Source organism: Polynucleobacter sp. TSB-Sco08W16 (assembly GCF_018687455.1).
In the GTDB taxonomy this organism is placed as follows: domain Bacteria; phylum Pseudomonadota; class Gammaproteobacteria; order Burkholderiales; family Burkholderiaceae; genus Polynucleobacter.
Genome location: NZ_CP061291.1, coordinates 1,755,226 through 1,775,708 on the forward strand (window position 1 = coordinate 1,755,226; position 20,483 = coordinate 1,775,708).

Below are 20,483 nucleotides of genomic sequence, written 5' to 3' on the forward strand. Positions count from 1 at the left end.
TCAGGACAATACCCTTTCAAGCGCTTTTAACCAAAACTGTGGAACGTCAAATTGACTTTGGTCGGTGATTTCAACAAAACAAGTTGGGCTAGTGACATTAATTTCTGTCAGATAACCGCCTATCAAGTCTAGGCCAACTAAAAATAAACCACGCTGAAAAAGGATAGGCGCGAGCTTTTCAGCAATGCTCTTTTCAGCATCACTTAAAGGCATTGCAACACCTTTACCGCCCGCAGCCAAATTACCGCGAATTTCTTTGCCCTGAGGAATACGCGCCAAGGCAAATGGCACAACCTCACCACCTATCAACAGAACGCGCTTATCACCATCAGCGATCTCAGGCAGAAAACGTTGAACCATCAAAGTTCGGGCACCATTCTCACCCAAGGTTTCTACAATACTAGCAAGGTTCAGGCCATCAGGACCAACTCGAAATACACCCATGCCACCCATGCCATCTAGGGGCTTAATCACGATATCGTTATGCTTGCGATGAAATTCCTCAACTGCACTCAACTCACGAGTCACAAGCGTAGGTGGAATCAAACCTGAAAATTCGGTGATGGACAGTTTTTCTGAATGATCACGGACTGCTGCAGGATCATTAAATACTTTGGCACCCTGCCTCTTTGCAGCAGACAGCATCCAGGTTGTATTGAGATATTCAATATCAAACGGTGGATCTGTTCGCATCTGTACTGCAGAAAAAGAATGAAGTGCTTTTGATTCAATTTCACCCAACTCAAACCAGGGTGAAGAATCTAAGGTAATTCGCAAAGACTGGCAATCAGCAACAACAAGATTGTCTTTCCACAAAATATTGCAGCTCTGACAAAACCACAGACGATGTCCCGCTTCTTGCGCAACTCGCATCATCGCCAAAGTGGAGTCTTTTTTTATCTTGAAAGATTCAAGAGGGTCGGCAATGAATAAAAGATCCATATTGTTCTAGCGAGTGATCAACACTTGAAATTAGGCTACTTCCATGTCTGGATCCGTTCTCTCAAGCTCAAGAGAAGAGGCAAGTAAAGCCAAGCGGGCCACAACACCATACAAATAGAAGCGGTTTGGTGGTGCGCTACCCGGCTTGGCACCCAGATCTGGCATAGAGTTTTGCTCGAAAGCCAAGGGTACAAAATGCATGCCGGGTGCATTGAGGTTTTCATCAGGGCCACGATCGGTATGAACGCGATAGAAGCCGCCAATGACATAGCGATCAATCATATAAACCACAGGCTCAGCAACTGCCTCGTTCACCTTCTCAAAGGTATACACGCCTTCCTGTATGAGTACGTCACTGACTTCAAGGCCTTCCTTGACAACACTCATCTTATTGCGATCTTTACGATTCAAGCCCTTTAATTGAGAGGGATCATTCACAACCATCACACCCATGCCATAGGTGCCTGCGTCAGCCTTTACAACGACATATGGCTTTTCTTTAATGCCGTACTCACGATATTTTTTTGCAGTCTTCTTGAGTACCTGCTCTACTGCTGCTTGAAGTTCATCTTCACCTTTACGCTCATGAAAATTGACATCAGAACAACTAGTGAAATAAGGATTAATCATCCACGGATCAATATCTACTACCTTGGCAAATTTCTTAGCAACTTCATCATAGGCAGCAAAGTGATTAGATTTGCGACGAACATGCCAACCAGCGTGTAAGCCAGGCAGGAGGTATTGCTCATGAATATTTTCTAGGATTGGAGGAATTCCAGCAGATAAATCGTTGTTCAACAAAATAGAGCAGGGATCAAAATCCTTTAAGCCCAAGCGCTGTTTTTTCAGACCTAAGCGTGACAAAGGTTCCATCAACAAACGATTGCCGTCGGGCAACTCAATCCAGGTTGGCTTTTTAATTTCTTCAGAGAAAGTGCCCAAGCGAACGTTAAGTCCAGCCTGACGCAAGATTGAAGACAAGCGTGCAATATTTTGCAAATAGAAAGTATTGCGAGTGTGGCGCTCAGGAATGAGTAATAAATTTTTTGCTTCTGGGCAGATTTTTTCAATCGCAGCCATTGCAGCTTGAACGGCTAGCGGCAACATTTGAGGAGATAAGTTATTAAATCCGCCGGGGAATAAGTTGGTATCAACCGGGGCCAACTTAAAACCAGAATTTCGTAAATCAACCGAGCAATAGAATGGCGGCGTATGCTCCTGCCATTCGAGCCTGAACCAACGCTCGATCGTCGGGGTTGCTTCTAGTACCTTTGACTCCAATTCGAGCAAAGGGCCGCTTAGGGCAGTAATTAGATGTGGAACCATTCCACCATTGTAAGATTTTTAAAAGAAAGACGCGGAATCCTAGGATTCCGCGCTTAAAAACTGAGCAGCCCACTAAGGCCGCCCAGTGAGGGGTAAATCTACTGATTAAGACTCGTATGCAGACTCACCATGTGAGCTGATATCCAAGCCTTCGCGCTCTTCTTCTTCCTTGACACGCAAACCGATCACGATATCGATCAATTTGAATGCAATGTAAGAAACCACGCCAGACCAAATCACAGTTGTAATCACGCCTTGAGCTTGAATCCACAATTGGCTAGCAATAGAGTAGTCAGGAGCAACAGCATTAGCTACATAGTCCCAAACACCTGTACCGCCCAAAGCTGGATCAGCAAATACGCCGGTCAACAAAGCGCCTGAAATACCACCAACACCGTGAACACCGAATACATCCAAGCTGTCATCTGAACCCAAGATTTTCTTGAGACCAGTAACACCCCAGAGGCAGATTACGCCAGCAAACAAGCCAATTGCGATAGAACCCATTGGGCCAGCAAAGCCAGCGGCAGGAGTAATAGCCACTAAACCAGCTACGCAACCAGAAGCAGCGCCCAACATGGAAGGCTTACCTTTGAGAACCCACTCAGCAACAGACCAGCCCAATACAGCAGCAGCAGTAGCCAAATATGTGTTCACGAAAGCCAATGCTGCGCTACCGTTTGCTTCGAGTGCTGAACCAGCATTGAAGCCGAACCAACCGAACCACAATAGTGCAGCACCAGTCATTACATAAACTAAGTTATGTGGCTTCATTGCTTCTTTGCCGTAACCAATACGCTTGCCGATAACGAATGAACCAACCAAGCCTGCGATCGCAGCATTGATGTGAACAACAGTACCGCCAGCGAAGTCGAGAACACCTTTTTGCCATAACCAACCAGCACGAGCAGTAATTGCCTCAAGTGATGCAGCATCTTTGATGTCATCAGGACCAGGCCAAAACCAAACCATGTGAGCGATTGGCAAGTAGCTGAATGTGAACCAAATGATCATAAATACCAAGATTGCAGAGAACTTAGCGCGCTCAGCAAAGGAACCAATGATCAAGCAGCAAGTGATAGTTGCGAACACTGCTTGGAAAGCCATGAATACATACTCAGGAATCACAACACCCTTACTAAAGGTTGCCGCAACTGAGTCTGGGTTCATACCAGCCAAGAACAAGCGATCGAGTCCGCCAATGAATGCTCCGCCTTCTGTAAATGCAAAACTGTAGCCATAGATTGCCCAAAGCACAGTAATTACAGAAAAGACCATAAAGCATTGCATGCAGATCGACAGAATGTTTTTGCTACGTGTCAAACCACCGTAGAACAAAGCCAAACCAGGAAGCGTCATCAACAACACAAGCGCTGTAGAAACTAACATCCAAGCGGTATCGCCCTTGTTGCACTTTTCAGAGCAAAGTACGGGTGCAGGTTCTGCAGCTGCTGGAGTAGCGGCAGGAGCAGTAACTGCAGGTTTTTTAACTTCATCAGCATGCGCTGGTGAAGTAACTATTACACCAGTAGCGCCAATAGCCAAGGCCATAGCACCACCAGCAACGAGTCGTTTCATCCAAGTTAACATTTTGAGCCTCTCTTTAAAGTGCTGACGCGCCGGTTTCACCGGTACGAATACGAATGACGTGCTCAACGGGAGAGACAAAAATCTTGCCATCGCCAATCTTGCCTGTACGTGCTGATTTTTCGATTGCTTCAATCGCACGCTCCAAGATGCCATCTTCAACAGCAGCTTCAATTTTTACTTTAGGTAAAAAATCAACTACATACTCAGCACCGCGATACAACTCAGTGTGACCTTTTTGACGACCAAAGCCTTTAACTTCAGTGACGGTGATGCCCGAAACTCCCACTTCTGAGAGAGCTTCGCGCACTTCGTCAAGCTTGAAGGGCTTGATGATTGCGGTAATTAATTTCATATGTTTCTCCGTTCAGAGTGGAAATTAGAAAGTTTTTGTTAGGGAAATCAAACCTGTTGACTTACCCATGTTCTTGCCTTGAGGGGTAACGTATGCATATGTACCTTGATATGTCTTAGCATTTGTACCAACCCACGCAATCGCAGCAGACAAGCCACCACCAAAGTCTTTTGTTGCGCCGACCTTCCAGTCGGTGTAGCTGTAAAGAGTGTTATTAGACAAAGAGGTTGGGTTGTTTTGATTTCCAGCCACATACTGGTAACCAACGTGACCATTTAATGCTAAACCCCAAACGCCAGTATCGTAGTTCAAAGTCAAATCTGGGTAGTAAGAGCCTGATGAGTTCACGTTGCCGAATAATGGCGTAACGGCGTAAGAAAATTTACCAAAGCCAGTAACTGGGCCAAAAGTAAAGTTCTGTGCAACATAAATTTCAGTTGAATTTGGGTTGGTTTGATTAGAGGTATATGACAAGCCACTAGTTGGATAGTAGTACTGAAGTACGCCAATGTCAGATGCGAAGCCTTCGCCTAGTAATTCTTTCTTGAAACCACCATAGAAGTCCATTTCAATCGGAGCGGATGCATTTGCACCATTTCCGCCTTTGAAAGAATCTCCGACCCAGCTGATAGAGCTGTTCCAGTTACCAATGTACAGACCACTTTCATGGGCATAATCAAAGCCGCCTTGAATCGCTGGCTTAAAGTTTGATTGGCTGAGGCCACGATAGCGATAGTCGTTTACTACTGTGACGTTTGCAGTGATTGGGCTAGCTTCAGGGGCCTCAGCCGCTGCCTCTTCTGCGAATACAGACGAGCACGCCAAGCCGCTCAACAATGCCACTGCTGCTGCAGACATTGCTTTCTTATGTAAAGTTTTCATCTAATGCTCCTTACTGGTTGTAATCAAAAAAATAAAAAATGGGTTCAATGCTTATTGCATGAGGTGATGATGAAGCTTTGCCTCCATGTCGCCTGGAATTGAATCACTTTATTAATGCATATTCACTATATTGGTGCAATAACAAGCACCAATATAGTGAATATATAGGGAATTTTCCCAAGAAACACCTGTTTTAGCCATTATTGTGGGTTCAACATAAAATATGAATGTGTGTGTTTTATACAACTCTTAACCTAACTGAAAAGCCCATCATGCAAAAACCTGGCGAGATCCTCGAACAAATCCAACGTATTGCTAACGATATGCAGAACAAAGTTGGGGATGCGATTCGTAATTCACCAGCACAGGAAATTGAAAAAAATGTGCGCGCCATGATGAACCAAGGTTTTCAGAAAATGGATCTTGTCACTCGAGAAGAGTTTGAGCTTCAGACCAAAGTACTTGCTAAGACTAGAGAAAAGCTAGAGGCGCTCGAAGCCAAAGTCGCTGCATTAGAAAAAGCGTAGTCACTTTTTCAGCATTCACTCTTAAGTTTTACTCTGGATAGAACTCGCTAAAGAAGTTTGCATACGCCTCTTGGGATAAAAATGCTTTAGCGTTATCCACATTACTACCGGCATGTAAAACTGAAATTTGGTAAATCCATAGGCCCCCATTTCCCATGGAACGGGTTATCCAGCGAACGCGCATTACCTGTTGAAATTTTTCATTCGACTTAAAGGCAATGAAATAGTCTTTACTTGGCAAACGATGATGGTCAGCTGTTTGATAAAAAGAGTCTTCAATAGTGACCGAGCCACCAGATGCTTTTGCCCGATCTACTAAATTACTTTGTAGCTGACTAATTAATTTTGGTGCCGGCACAATTTGAGCATCAGTTAATTGAATCGCACTGATTGAGTAAATATCATCTTCAACCTTTACTGCTTCAAGCGTTTGTAAAAACTCTTGATCCTGATACGGAATGCGGCGCTCAAGCTTGTCTGGCTTACCCGGAAATAATGCGTTATAGCCTTGTTCTGGAGACTGAACGGTGCGCCAATTGAGAGTAGGACTACATGCGGAGAGAAGAACAAATGCCGCTAAAAAGATGCAGCCTTTTAAAGTGCCTCTAAACAATGCCGGCTCCATGTGCCTGTTGATCTGCGTGATAACTAGATCGCACCATGGCGCCTACTGCAGCATGAGAGAAGCCCATCTCATAGGCCTTCTCTTCAAACATCTTAAATATATCAGGGTGAACATAACGCGTAACTGGTAAGTGATGGCCTGATGGCGCTAGATACTGACCAATGGTAAGCATGTCGATATTGTGCTCACGCATATCACGCATGACCTCGAGAATTTCTTCATCCGTTTCCCCTAGGCCCACCATCAAACCACTCTTGGTTGGAATATTAGGAAAGCGCTCCTTGAATTCTTTTAACAACTTCAAGGAATGGAGGTAATCAGCTCCAGGACGCGCTTGTTTATACAGACGGGGCACTGTCTCAAGGTTGTGATTCATCACATCTGGCAAACCTTGCGGAGCATGCTCAGCAAAGGTGTCCAGAGCCTTATCAAGACGTCCACGGAAATCGGGCACCAATACTTCAATACGGGTATTGGGAGACTGTGCACGCGATTGCGAGATGCAATCGACATAATGCATTGCGCCACCATCACGCAGGTCATCACGATCCACGCTGGTGATCACGACGTAATTTAATTTGAGTGCGGCAATAGTGCGCGCTAGGTTAGCGGGCTCTTTTTCGTCCAAAGGATCAGGTCTACCGTGACCCACGTCACAGAATGGGCAGCGACGTGTGCACTTATCACCCATGATCATGAAGGTTGCAGTGCCCTTGCCAAAACACTCACCGATATTAGGGCAACTTGCCTCTTCACACACGGTGACTAATTCGTTTTCCCGCAAAATCTTTTTAATCTCAGCAAAGCGTGAGTTACCTGATGCGGCTCTTACCCGAATCCAGTCCGGCTTCTTTAGTACTTGCTCCAAAGGCACAATCTTGATTGGAATGCGTGCAGTCTTCTCGCTCGATTTTTGCTTACGGGTAGCATCGTATTGAAGATCTTGTCGCTCTTCTACTGACTGCTTGATATCGGTCTTATTTATGGTCATGGCATTAGTTGCTTTTGTAAGTGCTCCAAAAGCCTTTGGCTAATAGTGTCTATATTGTCCTTGATCCCAAGGGTTTGCATATCTACCGTCTTTAAGCCCTCATAGCCACAAGGGTGGATACGCCCAAATGCCTCTAAATCAGTAGCTACATTCAAGGCTAGGCCATGGTACGAGCAGCTTTTTGAGACTTTTAGACCAAGAGCAGCCACCTTTGCCCCAACCCATTCAACCGAGACGCCTAGCTGTTGGGATATATAAATTCCTGGGGCGCCAGGCTTTCTTTCTGCCTGAATACCAAAATCTACCAAGGTATCGATCAGCGCTTGTTCAATACGGAAGACCAACTCTTTTACAAAAATCCCAAGTCGTTTGAGATCAAGCAAGAGATAAATCACGATCTGACCAGGCCCATGATAAGTAATCTCGCCACCCCGATCTACTTGCACCATTGGAATGTCATGACTTGGGGAATGCAGATTGCCTGCATCGCCAGCTAAGCCCAATGTAAATACTGGAGGGTGCTCCAAGAGCCATATTTCATCGGGTGTATCGCTATTACGCTCCCTTGTAAAGAGGCGCATTGCTTCATACGTTTGAGCGTAATCTACTAGACCAAGATGCTTTACGAAAACCGTCATGAACTCTGATTAGAGAACGATGCTCACTAATGGATGGGTTGATAACGTACGATAAAGCTCATCTAACTGTTCGCGACTAGTCGCTGTAATGGGCAAAGTAATACCCAAATAATTTCCATCCTTTGATGGTCTCTGCTCTACCTTACTCTCGTCAAAAGTAGGATCAAATTGCTTAGCAATATGCACTATTGCAGGCAAATACTCTGGATTATTTTTTCCCATTACCTTGATAGGAAAAAGAGAGGGATACTCAATCAGTGATTTTTCTTCAGCCATATTTTTCTTTCTTATTCTGATTGTTTTCGATGGTCTGGCATACCTAACCAGGCGCCAGAAATAATATTGCGAATGCAATGCAGACGACGATGGAAAAAATGGTCAGCGCCTGGCACTACTTGAACGGTGAGTTCTTGAGGACGCGCCCAATCCAAGACATCTATTAATGGAATAGTTTCATCGAGCTCACCGTGAATCAAAATCGTATCAGCAGGTACCTGAGCCAATGTCCACTTACCTGCCGCACTTCCTACCATGACTAAGCGCTCTGCAGGACGGCCTAACTCGGCCAATCTTTGGACCAAGTGACTGCCCACAAAACTACCAAAGGAAAATCCAGAAACTACTAATGGCAAAGTATTCGCAGAGGCAGTCCACGCTTGATTGGCGCTAGCCTCGAGTTGAGACCAGCTTGATGGTGTTTGCATCCACTCAGTCACATGTAGCAAATCTTCTAACTCACCAACGCCGTCATCATGTACGCCCTCTGTGCCACCAACACCACGAAAGTTTGGACGCACGCTCACATATCCCAACTGATTAAATGCTCGGGCCATAGTTTGGGCAACTTTGTTATCCATCGTACCCCCCATTAAAGGATGAGGATGCGCCACCAATGCAAGGCCACGCACCATAAAGGCTGGGTTAGTTTTTAATTCATCCGGGAGATCGATGGACATTTCCATCGAACCAACAAGACCATCAATCTGAATTACTTTGTTACGGCTATTCATGAACACACTTTCAACAAAAACTAAATTAACTTAGCTTTTCTAAGCCAATTGCAAACGCTCTACCGGTATACCCTGGATTAAATGGGATTGAATAATTTCTTCGACGTCCTCTTTATCAATCATGGTGTACCAAGTACCTTGTGGATAGATCACCATGACGGGTCCGTCAGCGCAGCGATCTAAACATCCCGCTTTATTCACCCGAATTTTTCCAGGGCCTGCAAGCCCGAGTTCTTTGACTCTATTTTTAGCGTACTCAAATAGGGCAAAAGCATTATGACGATCACAACAGTCTTCACCGTTGCTACGTTGATTCAAGCAAAAAAATAAGTGGTGTGAAAAGCTCATAGAAAAATTATATGCATCAATGTGTTGATTGAAGTTCTTTGGTGTTACGAATCATCCAAAAGAAGGCCATGGGTAACCATATCACTGAAACCCACTGCATCAACTCATTAAAGTGCAATAAACGTCCTTGGTTCCAATGTCTTAGGGTGAGTATGAAATAAGGATTATCGGGCAATACATTGATGGCGATGGTTACGACGACCAAACAGAGCATCGCTAAGTAGTACTTTGTGCTTTGACGTAAACGCAATGCCCATCGCAAAGCTAGGACTGCTAAACACATTCCCCAGAAAGCACCGGTAGTGAGCCATATCAAACTAAACTCTCCTCCAAACTGAAGGGCTGTAAACAATATCTTGAGTAAAACGGTGAAACCAAGCAACCCATTGAGGATTTGCCACTGAGGCGCTTTGGGGCGCATGCCTAGAGACAATAAAAGTGCCGCACCCAACCAACAAAGCCCGGTAATCAGTGTTTCTTGCACCACCTGATTGATCACCGTTGTTCCCCAATCGATCGATCCGAAAATCACATGCCCCCAGCCACCAATGCCCAACCAAGAACTTTGGGGGTAAATCTGTGACCATGGAAATAAAAGACACAACACACAGATTGCCCAATTCAAACCAAACCACTGGTCAAATCTACGCCGAATAGCGCTTCCAGATAGCCACTCGGGACCCAGAGGAATCGCTAATAAGCCGCCTAATAAGCCCCCGAATACATTGGCCCACCAATCCATCAAGCTTGGAATACGGGTAGGAACCCAAGATTGCAGAGTTTCGACACTAAAAGCTACGAGAGCGCTCAGACTAATGGCCATACCCAGGGCAACAAAATTTCGCCAACGTGGATATGCAGCAAAAACCAATAGAAACCCAAAGGGGATATAAGCCAGGATATTCACTGAAACATCAAAGAGGGTAATAAAACGTGGCAAGGGAGCATCCACCCATGCCCACGCAGTAATTCCGTTTTGGAAGTCAAAATCGAATGGATTTAGGCTTATGTACAGGATTAGAAGGGCATACATGAGGCTAGAGGCTCTAGCCAGGGGCATAGCTTGTAGAGGCCATGCCAATTTGCGAGGACGCTGAACTTTCTCGTGCATTCCACAATTCTAGGTCAGACCTTTCTACAATGGCGAAATGACTGCTAATTGCATCCTTGAGCGTGTTGCCGAAACAAAATCCACCAACGATGATCTTCTTGAGCGCTGGCGGGCTGGCGCGCTCATTGACCCCGTTGCTCGTATCACCCAAAAGCAGACAGCGGGTAAAGGGCGGGCTGGACGCGTCTGGGTAGCCAACCCCGAAGACTCCCTCTGCTTTTCAATGGCTTTTCCTTTCAGCAGAAGCCCTGCTGAATTAACGGGATTAAGTCTTGTGGTGGGTTTGGCGGCTATTGAAGGTATTGCTCAGGCATGCCATCTTGAGCAGGATCTTCTTCATCATGCAGGGCTTCGCCTCAAATGGCCTAATGATTTATTGCTGAACAACGCAAAATTAGGTGGTATTTTGATTGAAGGTGGACAAGCAAAATCGGGTGACCCTAGCTGGATGATTGTTGGTGTTGGCGTGAATTTACGGAACGCCAGCGGCATAGAAAAAAATCTTACTCAAAATGACATCAAAGTCGGGTCACTAGACCAGTTACTGCCCCTAGCAATAAAGCCCCCCGAGCCTGAATACCTTTGGCTAAGCTTGATTGATTCGTTTACTAAGCATTTCAAAAACTTTGATCAACACGGTTTTGTAGCATATCAAAGTCAGTGGCTTAAATGGGATGCTTTTGCAGATCAAAAAGTATGCATATCAGGGGCAGGAAAAGATCCCACCTACGGTATTGCAAGAGGAGTTGATGCCAAGGGAGCCCTTATGCTTAAGCAAGAAGATAAAACTGTTGCAATTTATGCTGGTGATGTTTCTCTCAGAATGCAATCATGAGTCTCTATTTAATATTTGATGTTGGCAATACCCGCTTGAAATGGGCTGCTGTTGAATCAAATCAACAGCCATCTGACCAACAAAAAAAATTGTGGGCCTATTCAGGATCTATTAGCAGCGCTTCATTGCAATCGCCCGAACACCGAGCTGAATTAGCCGATTACATTTCTAAGACTCTCCCAATGCCGAGCGCAATTGCCTTTAGTTGTGTCGCAGGTGAAGAAGCAATCATCAATCTCAAATCACTCTTTCCTCAATGGAAAGAGATTGCATGGAAGCAATTAAGCGGTGATAGTACTTTTGAAGGGATTCGCACCTTATACCAAGAGCCTAGCAAGCTTGGCGCAGATCGCATGGCAGCGATCATAGGAGCACGTGCATTATCCAAGAGAAATACTTTGATAATCAATGCCGGCACCGCTACAACCATTGATTTGTTGGGCTCTAACGGCGTCCACTATGGCGGCTGGATCTTGCCAGGCCTTGGCCTGATGCAACAAAGCTTAGAGACCAACACAGCGCAGCTACCCCTGGCAATACGCGGCGATGCTCACCATGGTTTTGGTGTTTGTACCAATGACGCCATTATTGGCGGTTGTGATGCTGCTCAAATTGGTGCTATTCAATACGCGCTCAATATTGCAAAAGAAATGAATCACCCAATTGAAAAAGTATGGCTTGACGGTGGTAATGCCAAATTATTGGCAAAAGAAATTGGGCAGTTGAGCAAGCTTAATGCAGTCAACATTGAAATCAGCGAAGGCTTGGTATTGCGCGGTGTGTGGGCGTGGCTCTTAAAGAGCTTATAAGAAATATTAAGAGCGAATTTTCCCTAGCAAGCTAGTAGTTGATCGCTCGTATAAAAAAGGAATGGCAATCGCCTTCCCGCCCCAGGTTTTTACAAGCTGGGTTTCTGCCAAGGTATCGATCTCATAATCGCCACCCTTTACGTAAATATCAGGGTGAATTTTTTCGATCAGATTAACCGGTGTTTGCTCAGTGAATAACACTGCCATATCAACACTCTCAAGAGCAGCTAATAAAGCCTGACGATCTGCCTCAGAGTTAATGGGCCTGTCATCCCCCTTACCCAACATCCTGACTGACGCATCAGAATTCACTCCCACCACCAAACTTGCGCCTAGCGCTCGAGCTTGAGCTAAATAACTAGCGTGGCCACGATGCAAAATATCAAACACCCCGTTAGTGAATACTAATGGTCTAGGTAACTTAGCAATTCGAGCATCGAGCTCTGCCAAAGGGCAAACTTTAGATTCAAAAGAGGGTGGGGGCAAAGTGCTCATAACTCCATATTAATGGCTTTACGTGAGGCCCTGCGATATTGCTCATAATGTCTTAGACTTGACGCCTAATCTGCAGAACAACGAAGAGACAATATGAACCGCATCGTAAGCAATATAGTAGTTGGCTGTCTTTTTACTCTTTTTATCTTTTTTCCAGGGATGAAGCTAGCAAATGCAGCCCCAAGCTGTAGCCCACTTTTATCCCATACTTTCCCACGCCTACAAGATGAAGCGCCACAAAATCTCTGCCAATATCAAGGTAAAGTCATTTTGGCGGTAAATACTGCCAGCTTTTGTGGATTCACCAGTCAATATGAGGGCCTAGAAAAAATCTATGCCAAATACAAAGATCAAGGTTTTGTAGTGCTTGGCTTTCCTTCGAATGATTTTGGTCAACAAGAACCTGGTAGCAATAAAGAAATCGCAGACTTTTGTAAAAACACATATGACGTGAAATTCCCTATGTTTGCCAAAACCGTAGTTTCGGGCAGCAATCCAAACTCTTTTTTCAAAATGCTGATTGCCAAAACAGGTACCACTCCAAAATGGAATTTCTATAAATATTTAATAGATCGCAATGGCAATGTCGTTGACTCTTTTGGTAGTGTCACTAAGCCTACTAGTAACTCCATAACGGATGAGATAGAAAAACTCCTGAAGGAGAAAGCACAGTGATCAAAAAAAGAATTGCCATTATTGGTGCTGGTATCTCTGGTCTAGGCTGCGCATATGCACTAAGACAGCATCCTGAAATGGAAATCACCTTATATGAAGGTGGAGACCATATTGGTGGACATAGCAACACCGTTGACTTCACTTGCAATATAGCTGGTCAAGAAATTACACATGGCATAGACACTGGCTTCTTGGTTTTTAACCGCAAGACCTACCCCCGCTTAGTCAGACTTTTTGAAGAAATTAAGGCGCCCGTGGCCCCTTCTGAAATGTCATTTTCAGTGTCTATTGATGCTTCCGAAAAAAGTCCCCATCACCCTAAAATTGAATGGGCGGGGAATGACCTCAATTCTTTTTTTGGGCAACGGTCGAATTTACTCTCACCGTCCTTTTGGAGAATGGCATATGACATCTTGCGCTTCAATCGTATGGCTACCAAGCTTGCTCAGCAGCAGATAGATGCCGGCCACCACTACGCTGAGCCAGATGAAACAATTGCTAATTTCTTAGATCGAAACCGTTTTAGCCAAAGTTTCAGAGAGAATTACTTTCTCCCCATGATTGGCGCGATCTGGTCTTGTTCTGTTGAGCAAATGTTGGCATTTCCGATTCAGACCATGGTTCGTTTCTGCCACAACCATGGCTTATTGCAAATCCAGAATCGACCACAGTGGCTCACCATCAAAGGTGGTTCGCGGGAATACGTTAAACGTATTGTGAGCGCCCTCGAGAAACATCAGATTGCGATTAAACGCGAAGCGGTATTGCGAGTCAATGCCAGTCAAGGTGATGCAGCCCAAGTTGAGGTCATTAGCTCATCGGGCTCTGCAATGTTTGATGAAGTGGTGATGGCCTGCCATAGTGATCAAACTCTAGATCTGGTTCATGGGATTGACCAGCAAGCCAGAAATATTCTTGCCGCCGTTCCTTACCAAAAGAATCGGGCCATTCTGCACACAGACACGCGCTTCCTACCCGAAGCAAATCGCTGCTGGGCTGCCTGGAACTACACAGCAAAATCAGGTGCCACGCCCTCCTCTAAACAGCACGTCAGCGTTAACTACCTCATCAATCGCTTGCAACCATTACCTGAGCAATTGAAAAATACACAGATTATTGTGAGTCTGAATCCCGCATCCGAGCCAGACCCTAAGCTAGTTCATCAAGAGATTCACTATTCACATCCAGTATTTGATATGAATGCCATTCAAGCCCAAAAAGAATTACCGCTGATTCAGGGTACATCCTCCATTTGGTATTGCGGGGCTTGGACAGGCTTTGGCTTTCATGAGGATGGATTGAGATCTGGTGAGCTAGTCGCAGAGGCCTTAATAGAAAATATTCGGTCACCACTGCAAAGCACTCCCAAGCAAGATGCCCGTTAAATGAATCAACCAAAGATCAACTTTGGAGTAGTGAAACATCGGCGTCTGCGACCAGCAAAGAATGCTTTTGGCTACGGTGTATTCACCTTATCTATTCCCATGCGGGCAAGAAAGCAAAATCCCCGCCTGCTTCGCGATTGCGGCCTTCACGACAATAGCTTGGGTATCTGCTCCTTCTTTGATAAGGATCATGGGCTTGGTGAGGCTGATAGCCTCTCTTGGATTGAAAATATTTTGCAAGAAAATGGTCTTCACAACATCGATGGAGAAATATGGCTTCATACTTTTCCTAGAGTGTTAGGTTACGTATTTAATCCCGTTAGCTTCTGGGTATGCACAAATTCTGATGGCTTAGTTAAAGCGGTGTTGGCTGAAGTAAATAATACTTTTGGCGAGCGTCATTGCTACTTATTGCATAAAGATTCAGGAGAGCCCCTGCAATCTGGAGAGACACTGAGCAGTAAGAAGGTATTTCATGTTTCACCGTTCTGCGAAGTGCGAGGCGAATATCAATTTCGTTTTTTGTTTTCCGAAGATAGTAGCTCCAAGAAAAACTCCGTATACCGCATTGAGCTTCATGAGGACGGACTGCCACTTATTAATACCAGTATTAGCGGCACGAGTCGCCTCCTTAGTAGGTATAACCTATACCTAGCCCTTTTACGCTACCCCCTCATGAGCCTTGGAGTGATTTTCCGTATCCATTGGCAAGCATTGAAATTATGGCTAAAAGGTGTACCCTTTCACTCAAAACCTAAACCACCGGAATTCGAAGTCAGCAGATGAATCGCCCTGGACAGACCTTACTTTCTCGACTGAATTTTTCACGGCCGCAACCTAATGCGGTTCATTTGCGCAAACAAGACTTGAGCGCCAAAGCACTTTTGGCCATCTTAGCGAAACTGACCAATGGTCACCTTAATCTGACCCTGCCCAACGGTGAGATAAAAGAATTTGGCAATCCATCAGATTCATTAAGGGCAGATATCCAAATCTTAAATTGGTCCGTATTTAAGCAGGTCATGTCACATGGCGACATTGGCTTTGCAGAAAGCTATATTCGCGGGGAGTGGAATACTTCAGACTTAAAAGCGCTCTTGGAATTAGCTATTCGCAATCGCACTATTCTTGAAAAGGCCATCTATGGCAGTTGGTATGGCTCCATCCTCTACCGCCTGAAACACTGGCTGCGGGATAACACCAAAACGGGAAGCCGTAAAAATATTCATGCGCACTATGACCTAGGCAACCCTTTTTATAGCTTGTGGCTAGACCCGAGTATGAGCTATTCGAGCGCCTGGTTTTCTCAAGGTCATCAGCAAACTCTTGCAGAAGCACAACGTGCCAAAATTAAACGCATTCTTGACTCTCTGAATACCAAGATGGGAGATCGAATTTTAGAAATCGGCTGCGGCTGGGGCGGAGTAATGGAAGAAGCATTGCTTAGCGGAAGAAACATTACGGGGCTCACTCTTTCAACCGAGCAAAAAGCCTACGCAGAAGATAGATTAGCAAAAATTCATCCTCAAACATCCCAACAGGCTACTTTTGAGGTCAGACTACAAGACTACCGTGATTGCCAGGAGCAGTTTGATGGCATTGCATCTGTAGAAATGTTTGAAGCGGTTGGTGAAAAGCATTGGCCTGAATATTTTCAGACTATTGCTAAATGCCTGAAAGATGGGGGTAAGGCTTGCATACAGACCATTGTGATTGCCGAAGAGCTATTTGAACGGTATCGCCACAATACGGATTTCATTCAGCAATATGTATTCCCAGGAGGCATGCTCCCTTCGTGCGCTAGCTTTAAAGCAAGTGCGGAGAAAGCAGGCTTACAGATTGAAGAAGAATTTGCATTTGGGACGGATTACGCTAAAACGCTATGCCTTTGGCGCGAGAGTTTTAATCAAAAACTCCAGGAAGTACGTCAACTAGGATTTGATGAAGCATTCATACGTCTTTGGAATTTCTATCTTATGTACTGCGCCGCCGGATTCTCAGAACGTAATATTGATGTTGTGCAATTTACGCTCAGCCACCAAAATATCAAAACATCTCCGGATGCCCTAAAAGCATGAAGCAGCGCGGAATTGATCGTTTCTCAGGCAAGCGTGTTTGGGTCATTGGCGCCTCAAGCGGAATTGGTGAAGCGTGTGCCAATGCTCTGCTAGCACAGGGCGCTAAAGTTGCACTCTCTAGCAGAAGGGTCGAGCGCTTAAATGCAATTGCAGCGCAAGCACAAGCAGATCAAGCACTCGTTATCCCGCTAGATGTCACTAATGATGATCAATTTCACGGCGCCTACCAAACACTCCTCAATACATGGGGTGGGATAGATCTACTCTTGTTTGTCTCTGGAATGTATATTCCTTTGCGTGCTGACGATTTTGAGATTCAAGCAGCAGAGCAAACGATTGAAGCCAACCTCCTAGGACCCATGAGAGCGGTGGCTTTAGTGCTCCCTGAAATGCTTAAAGCACATGCTGGCCATATCGCTATTGTTGGTAGCGTTGCAGGCTATAGCGGTCTACCTAAAGCCTTGGCATACGGGCCAAGCAAAGCTGGCATTATTAACTTTTGCGAAACGCTCTATTACGACTTACTTCCAGAAGGAGTAAGCGTGCACATGATTTCTCCGGGCTTTGTTGCAACCGAGGCTACGGCTCAAAATGATTTTGAGATGCCCGCGTTAATTAGCGCTGCGCAAGCAGCAACAGAAATTCTAGGCGGCATTCAAAGGGGAGAATTTGATATTCACTTCCCCAAAAGATTCTCAAGATTTTTGAAACTCTTGAGAATTTTGCCTTACCCACTTTACTTTTGGATTGTGCGTCGCTTCGTCAAAATCTAAGCAATTACAAAATAGCACTTCAATTTTTTGTAACTACTGCTTGTACTTATCTTTACGAATTTTCTCTTCTAGATAATCCATCACAGCCAGTGCTTTAGCTTTAGTTCCAGCGATTGAAGGGGATGTGACATATTTACCCTGCATCACAATAGTTGGTACGCCATCAATTCGATAGGCCTCTGTCAATTGTTTTGCGGCTCTTGCTTTAGATACCACCGCAAAAGAGCGGTAGGTAGCCAAGAAGGTGTTGCGATCAACCCCTTGTGAGGCAACCCAGTCAGCAATTTCAGGCTCTGTTAATAAGCGTTTATTTTCTTTATGCATGGCGTACATTACCTTTTCGTTTAAGGCATCGCCCTTACCCATTGCCTCAAGCGCATAGTAAAGCTGGCTGTGTGGCAAAAAGTCATCACGAAAAGCCACTGGAACCCTACGGAAGGCTACGTCTTTTGGTTGACGCTTAACCCATGCACTCAACTCTGGTTCAAAGTCATAGCAATGTGGACAACCATACCAAAAGAATTCAATCACCTCGACTTTACCCTTGGTCTCTACTGGCTGGGGGACTGGGAGGACTCGGTAATCAAAGCCTTCTTCAATTTTTTGACCTTGTGCACTAACGATGCCGCTCAAGAAAATTAAAGTCAGTACAAGAAATGCTCTTTTGCTAAATGAGGTCATGATTTTTACTTTATTTGCTAGCTTTAATCAGGGTTGGTTTAATACCCATGCCATTTAATTTATCACGCGCAGGAATGCTTTCCTCAACGCTGCCATAGGGACCAGATCGGACACGCCATAGCGTGTTGCCATCACTAGTCACTTCACTCAATTGCGTTTGGATACCCTGAATAGCTAAAGCAGCTTTTTGTGAATCTGCATCCGCACGCTTTGTAAATGCGCCTACCTGTAAGAAATAAATAGCGTCGCCTTTAGGAGCTTGAGCTGTAGTGTTTTCAGCTGGCTTTTTGCCATTGACTAAATCGCCAATAGGATCGGCAGATGCCGCAGCGGGAGCCTTGCCTTGTAGCGGCTTATTCAGATCCAATGGCTCTGCTGGTGCAGCAGGCTCCCCTTCAGCAGGAGCACCTAAAGATTTAATGGTTAACGGTAAATTAGGAGCCCGTACACCAGGTCTTTCCTGAGGGGTATTTTTAGAGAGGTAGAAGGCAATCACAAACGCAATCCCTAGACCAGCACCCAAGCCTAAAACAAAGCCCAAGATAGTGCCACCATATTGAGCCTGATTGTTCTGCTTCATGAGGCCAGCTTGTTGATTCGGTCTTTTCATCATTTCCTCATCTTACATATTCACTTCATATATTGCTACTACATCTTTGCCGGTGCAGAAACCCCTAAAACCTTCAAGCCATTTTGCAAAACTTGGCGCGTTGCCGACAGCAATGCAAGACGCGCTAGCTTCAAATTCTGATCATCTATCAACACACGATCAGCGTTATAGAAAGTGTGGAAGTCACCTGCTAAATCGCGCAAATAAAAAGCGAGGGCATGCGGAGCTAATTCAGCAGCGGCATCGGTCAATACCTCAGGATACTCTGCAAGACGTCTTAATAAATGATCCGATGCCTTGCTTTGCAATAAAGAGAAATCAGCATTAGCTAGGTCTGCGACCTTACCATCCCATTGCCTCAAGATAGAGCTAATGCGGGCATGAGCATATTGCACATAAAACACTGGATTTTCATCATTTTGCTGTAACGCCAAATCGATATCGAATACAAATTCAGTATCTGCCTTACGAGAGATCAAGAAAAAGCGTACAGCATCTCGGCCACGTTGTAGAGCCAATTGTCTTTCCTCAGGCGTCATTTCTGGAGTGACGCCACCAGACCACTCCACTAAATCACGAACAGTGACATAAGAGCCAGCCCGCTTAGAAATTTTCACTTCTTCGCCGTGACGCATTACCGTCACCATCTTATGCAGAACATAATCTGGATAAGTCTTTGGAATATCCCATCCGCGCTTTTGCGCGACACCCTGCAAGCCTGAGCGAACGCGTGCAATAGTGCCATGGTGATCGCTACCTTGCACATTGATAACTTTTGCAAAGCCACGGCTCCATTTACTTGCGTGATAGGCCACATCAGGCACAAAGTAGGTAAAGCTACCGTCTGATTTGCGCATGACACGATCTTTATCATCACCATCATCGGTAGTTCTTAGCCACAAAGCACCTTCACCCTCATAGGTTTTACCAATGCTCTGCAAGTCTTCTACGATTTGCTTAACGCTACCATCGGTATATAAAGATGATTCTAGGTAGTAGCAATCAAACTGAACGCCAAAAGTTTTTAAGTCAATATCTTGCTCATTACGTAAATAGGCAACGGCAAATTGACGAATTGCTTCAAGATCATCACGGTACTCGGGAGATGCTTTGAATGCTGCAGCAATCTCGGCAATATATTCACCGTTATAGGCTTGCTCGGGCCAATGGGTATCACCCGGCTTTAAGCCATTTAAGCGTGCTTGAACTGATAACGCTAAATTAGCAATTTGTACGCCAGCATCGTTGTAATAAAACTCACGATGCACTTGTATTCCTTGGGTTGCCAATAGGTTTGCCAAGGCATCCCCTAAGGCAGCCTGCCTGCCATGTCCAACATGCAATGGGCCTGTTGGATTTGCAGAGACAAACTCAATCATGGCGCTGGGAACTGAACCACTGCCTTGTTTGCTTTCACCAAAATGAGTGCCAGCCGAGAGAATCTCTCCCACCACTGCCGTTTTGGCGGCATTACTGAGGCGGAAGTTAATAAAACCTGGGCCCGCAATGTCGCATGATGCGATCAGTTGATTAAATCCCGGTTGCTGTTGTAAACGCTCCACCAAGGCCTGCGCCAGCTCTCGCGGATTGAGTTTCCAGGCTTTGGATAGCTGCAATGCAATATTGCAGGCAACGTCGCCATGGTCAACCGCCTTAGGGCGCTCTAAACGGGGTACTGGGGGCTCACCTAAGCCTCGCTCCTGAGCGAGGCTCTTTAGGGCTGCGCTCAGCATTTCAATTAAACGATTTTTATTGGTTAGCAACATAGATAAGTGAGTTTATCAGGTGGTAAGCTAT

At 45.2% G+C, this 20,483-nt stretch carries 24 protein-coding genes; 8 read left to right on the plus strand and 16 right to left on the minus strand.

All coding sequences use genetic code 11. From position 1 onward, the window contains the following. The 5 genes from gshB to FD961_RS08805 form a co-directional block, all read right to left on the minus strand. A complete protein-coding gene (gene gshB / locus FD961_RS08785) occupies positions 1 to 942 on the minus strand; it encodes a glutathione synthase (protein WP_215393510.1) in 942 nt (313 codons plus the stop codon). A gap of 30 nt (positions 943 to 972) precedes the next feature. Further along, entirely contained in the window at positions 973 to 2,271 is a 1,299-nt protein-coding gene (gene gshA / locus FD961_RS08790; RefSeq protein WP_071466242.1) for a glutamate--cysteine ligase, read from the minus strand. Between the two features lie 105 nt (positions 2,272 to 2,376). After that, positions 2,377 to 3,861 (minus strand): ammonium transporter, encoded by a 1,485-nt coding sequence (locus tag FD961_RS08795; RefSeq protein WP_215393511.1) that lies wholly within the window; start codon positions 3,859 to 3,861, stop codon positions 2,377 to 2,379. A gap of 13 nt (positions 3,862 to 3,874) precedes the next feature. Continuing rightward, positions 3,875 to 4,213, minus strand: a complete 339-nt coding sequence (locus FD961_RS08800; RefSeq protein WP_011903792.1) for a P-II family nitrogen regulator — start codon at positions 4,211 to 4,213, stop codon at positions 3,875 to 3,877. Positions 4,214 to 4,237: 24 nt separating this feature from the next. Next, positions 4,238 to 5,095: a TorF family putative porin gene (locus FD961_RS08805; RefSeq protein WP_215393512.1), complete on the minus strand. Its 858-nt coding sequence runs from the start codon at positions 5,093 to 5,095 to the stop codon at positions 4,238 to 4,240. Positions 5,096 to 5,367: 272 nt separating this feature from the next. Here FD961_RS08805 and FD961_RS08810 point away from each other — a divergent pair, with 272 nt between their 5' ends. Next, a complete protein-coding gene (locus tag FD961_RS08810) occupies positions 5,368 to 5,622 on the plus strand; it encodes an accessory factor UbiK family protein (RefSeq protein ID WP_071466245.1) in 255 nt (84 codons plus the stop codon). 28 nt (positions 5,623 to 5,650) lie between these two features. On the opposite strand, the gene FD961_RS08815 is transcribed toward FD961_RS08810, so the two are convergent. From FD961_RS08815 to FD961_RS08845, 7 genes are read right to left on the minus strand one after another with little or no spacing between them, the layout of a single operon-like run. Then, on the minus strand, positions 5,651 to 6,247 hold the full coding sequence (locus FD961_RS08815) for a hypothetical protein (RefSeq protein WP_251371266.1): 597 nt from the start codon (positions 6,245 to 6,247) through the stop codon (positions 5,651 to 5,653). Then, the gene (gene lipA / locus FD961_RS08820; protein ID WP_215393513.1) at positions 6,228 to 7,238 is read right to left on the minus strand and encodes a lipoyl synthase; all 1,011 of its coding nucleotides are present in this window, start codon (positions 7,236 to 7,238) and stop codon (positions 6,228 to 6,230) included. Before lipA ends, FD961_RS08815 begins: the two co-directional genes overlap by 20 nt. Next, on the minus strand, positions 7,235 to 7,876 hold the full coding sequence (lipB, locus tag FD961_RS08825) for a lipoyl(octanoyl) transferase LipB (RefSeq protein ID WP_215393514.1): 642 nt from the start codon (positions 7,874 to 7,876) through the stop codon (positions 7,235 to 7,237). The genes lipA and lipB overlap by 4 nt, the downstream gene beginning before the upstream one ends. Positions 7,877 to 7,885: 9 nt before the next feature. Further along, positions 7,886 to 8,152 carry a YbeD family protein gene (locus FD961_RS08830; RefSeq protein ID WP_071466261.1) on the minus strand — a complete coding sequence of 89 codons (267 nt, stop codon included), beginning with the start codon at positions 8,150 to 8,152 and terminating at the stop codon, positions 7,886 to 7,888. Between the two features lie 11 nt (positions 8,153 to 8,163). Continuing rightward, the gene (locus FD961_RS08835) at positions 8,164 to 8,886 is read right to left on the minus strand and encodes an alpha/beta hydrolase (protein ID WP_215393515.1); all 723 of its coding nucleotides are present in this window, start codon (positions 8,884 to 8,886) and stop codon (positions 8,164 to 8,166) included. Positions 8,887 to 8,925: 39 nt separating this feature from the next. Next, positions 8,926 to 9,234 (minus strand): ferredoxin, encoded by a 309-nt coding sequence (locus FD961_RS08840; protein ID WP_071466263.1) that lies wholly within the window; start codon positions 9,232 to 9,234, stop codon positions 8,926 to 8,928. A gap of 16 nt (positions 9,235 to 9,250) precedes the next feature. Beyond that, positions 9,251 to 10,345: a VanZ family protein gene (locus FD961_RS08845; protein WP_215393516.1), complete on the minus strand. Its 1,095-nt coding sequence runs from the start codon at positions 10,343 to 10,345 to the stop codon at positions 9,251 to 9,253. A 37-nt stretch (positions 10,346 to 10,382) separates the two neighbouring features. Between FD961_RS08845 and FD961_RS08850 the strand changes: the two genes are divergently transcribed. Both FD961_RS08850 and FD961_RS08855 read left to right on the plus strand, forming a co-directional pair. Continuing rightward, positions 10,383 to 11,180 (plus strand): biotin--[acetyl-CoA-carboxylase] ligase, encoded by a 798-nt coding sequence (locus FD961_RS08850; protein WP_215393517.1) that lies wholly within the window; start codon positions 10,383 to 10,385, stop codon positions 11,178 to 11,180. Further along, entirely contained in the window at positions 11,177 to 11,989 is an 813-nt protein-coding gene (locus FD961_RS08855) for a type III pantothenate kinase (protein ID WP_215393518.1), read from the plus strand. The genes FD961_RS08850 and FD961_RS08855 overlap by 4 nt, the downstream gene beginning before the upstream one ends. 6 nt (positions 11,990 to 11,995) lie before the next feature. Here FD961_RS08855 and rfaE2 read toward each other — a convergent pair whose 3' ends face one another. Continuing rightward, positions 11,996 to 12,484 carry a D-glycero-beta-D-manno-heptose 1-phosphate adenylyltransferase gene (gene rfaE2, locus FD961_RS08860; protein ID WP_215393519.1) on the minus strand — a complete coding sequence of 163 codons (489 nt, stop codon included), beginning with the start codon at positions 12,482 to 12,484 and terminating at the stop codon, positions 11,996 to 11,998. 93 nt (positions 12,485 to 12,577) lie between these two features. Between rfaE2 and FD961_RS08865 the strand changes: the two genes are divergently transcribed. The 5 genes from FD961_RS08865 to FD961_RS08885 are packed head-to-tail and all read left to right on the plus strand — an operon-like array spanning position 12,578 to position 17,395. Then, positions 12,578 to 13,159 carry a glutathione peroxidase gene (locus FD961_RS08865; protein ID WP_215393520.1) on the plus strand — a complete coding sequence of 194 codons (582 nt, stop codon included), beginning with the start codon at positions 12,578 to 12,580 and terminating at the stop codon, positions 13,157 to 13,159. Further along, positions 13,156 to 14,544: an NAD(P)/FAD-dependent oxidoreductase gene (locus FD961_RS08870; protein WP_215393521.1), complete on the plus strand. Its 1,389-nt coding sequence runs from the start codon at positions 13,156 to 13,158 to the stop codon at positions 14,542 to 14,544. Before FD961_RS08865 ends, FD961_RS08870 begins: the two co-directional genes overlap by 4 nt. Next, positions 14,545 to 15,330 carry a DUF1365 domain-containing protein gene (locus FD961_RS08875; protein WP_215393522.1) on the plus strand — a complete coding sequence of 262 codons (786 nt, stop codon included), beginning with the start codon at positions 14,545 to 14,547 and terminating at the stop codon, positions 15,328 to 15,330. Beyond that, positions 15,327 to 16,622 (plus strand): cyclopropane-fatty-acyl-phospholipid synthase family protein, encoded by a 1,296-nt coding sequence (locus tag FD961_RS08880; protein WP_215393523.1) that lies wholly within the window; start codon positions 15,327 to 15,329, stop codon positions 16,620 to 16,622. The genes FD961_RS08875 and FD961_RS08880 overlap by 4 nt, the downstream gene beginning before the upstream one ends. Next, a complete protein-coding gene (locus FD961_RS08885) occupies positions 16,619 to 17,395 on the plus strand; it encodes an SDR family oxidoreductase (protein WP_215393524.1) in 777 nt (258 codons plus the stop codon). Before FD961_RS08880 ends, FD961_RS08885 begins: the two co-directional genes overlap by 4 nt. A 33-nt stretch (positions 17,396 to 17,428) precedes the next feature. Here the strand turns inward: FD961_RS08885 and FD961_RS08890 are convergent, their stop codons facing one another. Genes FD961_RS08890 through argS form a run of 3 tightly spaced genes read right to left on the minus strand, consistent with a single transcriptional unit; the run spans position 17,429 to position 20,452 of the window. Continuing rightward, a complete protein-coding gene (locus tag FD961_RS08890) occupies positions 17,429 to 18,076 on the minus strand; it encodes a thiol:disulfide interchange protein DsbA/DsbL (RefSeq protein WP_215393525.1) in 648 nt (215 codons plus the stop codon). A 10-nt stretch (positions 18,077 to 18,086) separates the two neighbouring features. Beyond that, a complete protein-coding gene (locus tag FD961_RS08895; protein ID WP_215393526.1) occupies positions 18,087 to 18,689 on the minus strand; it encodes an SPOR domain-containing protein in 603 nt (200 codons plus the stop codon). Between the two features lie 35 nt (positions 18,690 to 18,724). Then, entirely contained in the window at positions 18,725 to 20,452 is a 1,728-nt protein-coding gene (gene argS, locus FD961_RS08900) for an arginine--tRNA ligase (RefSeq protein ID WP_215393527.1), read from the minus strand. Positions 20,453 to 20,483 lie beyond the last annotated feature (31 nt).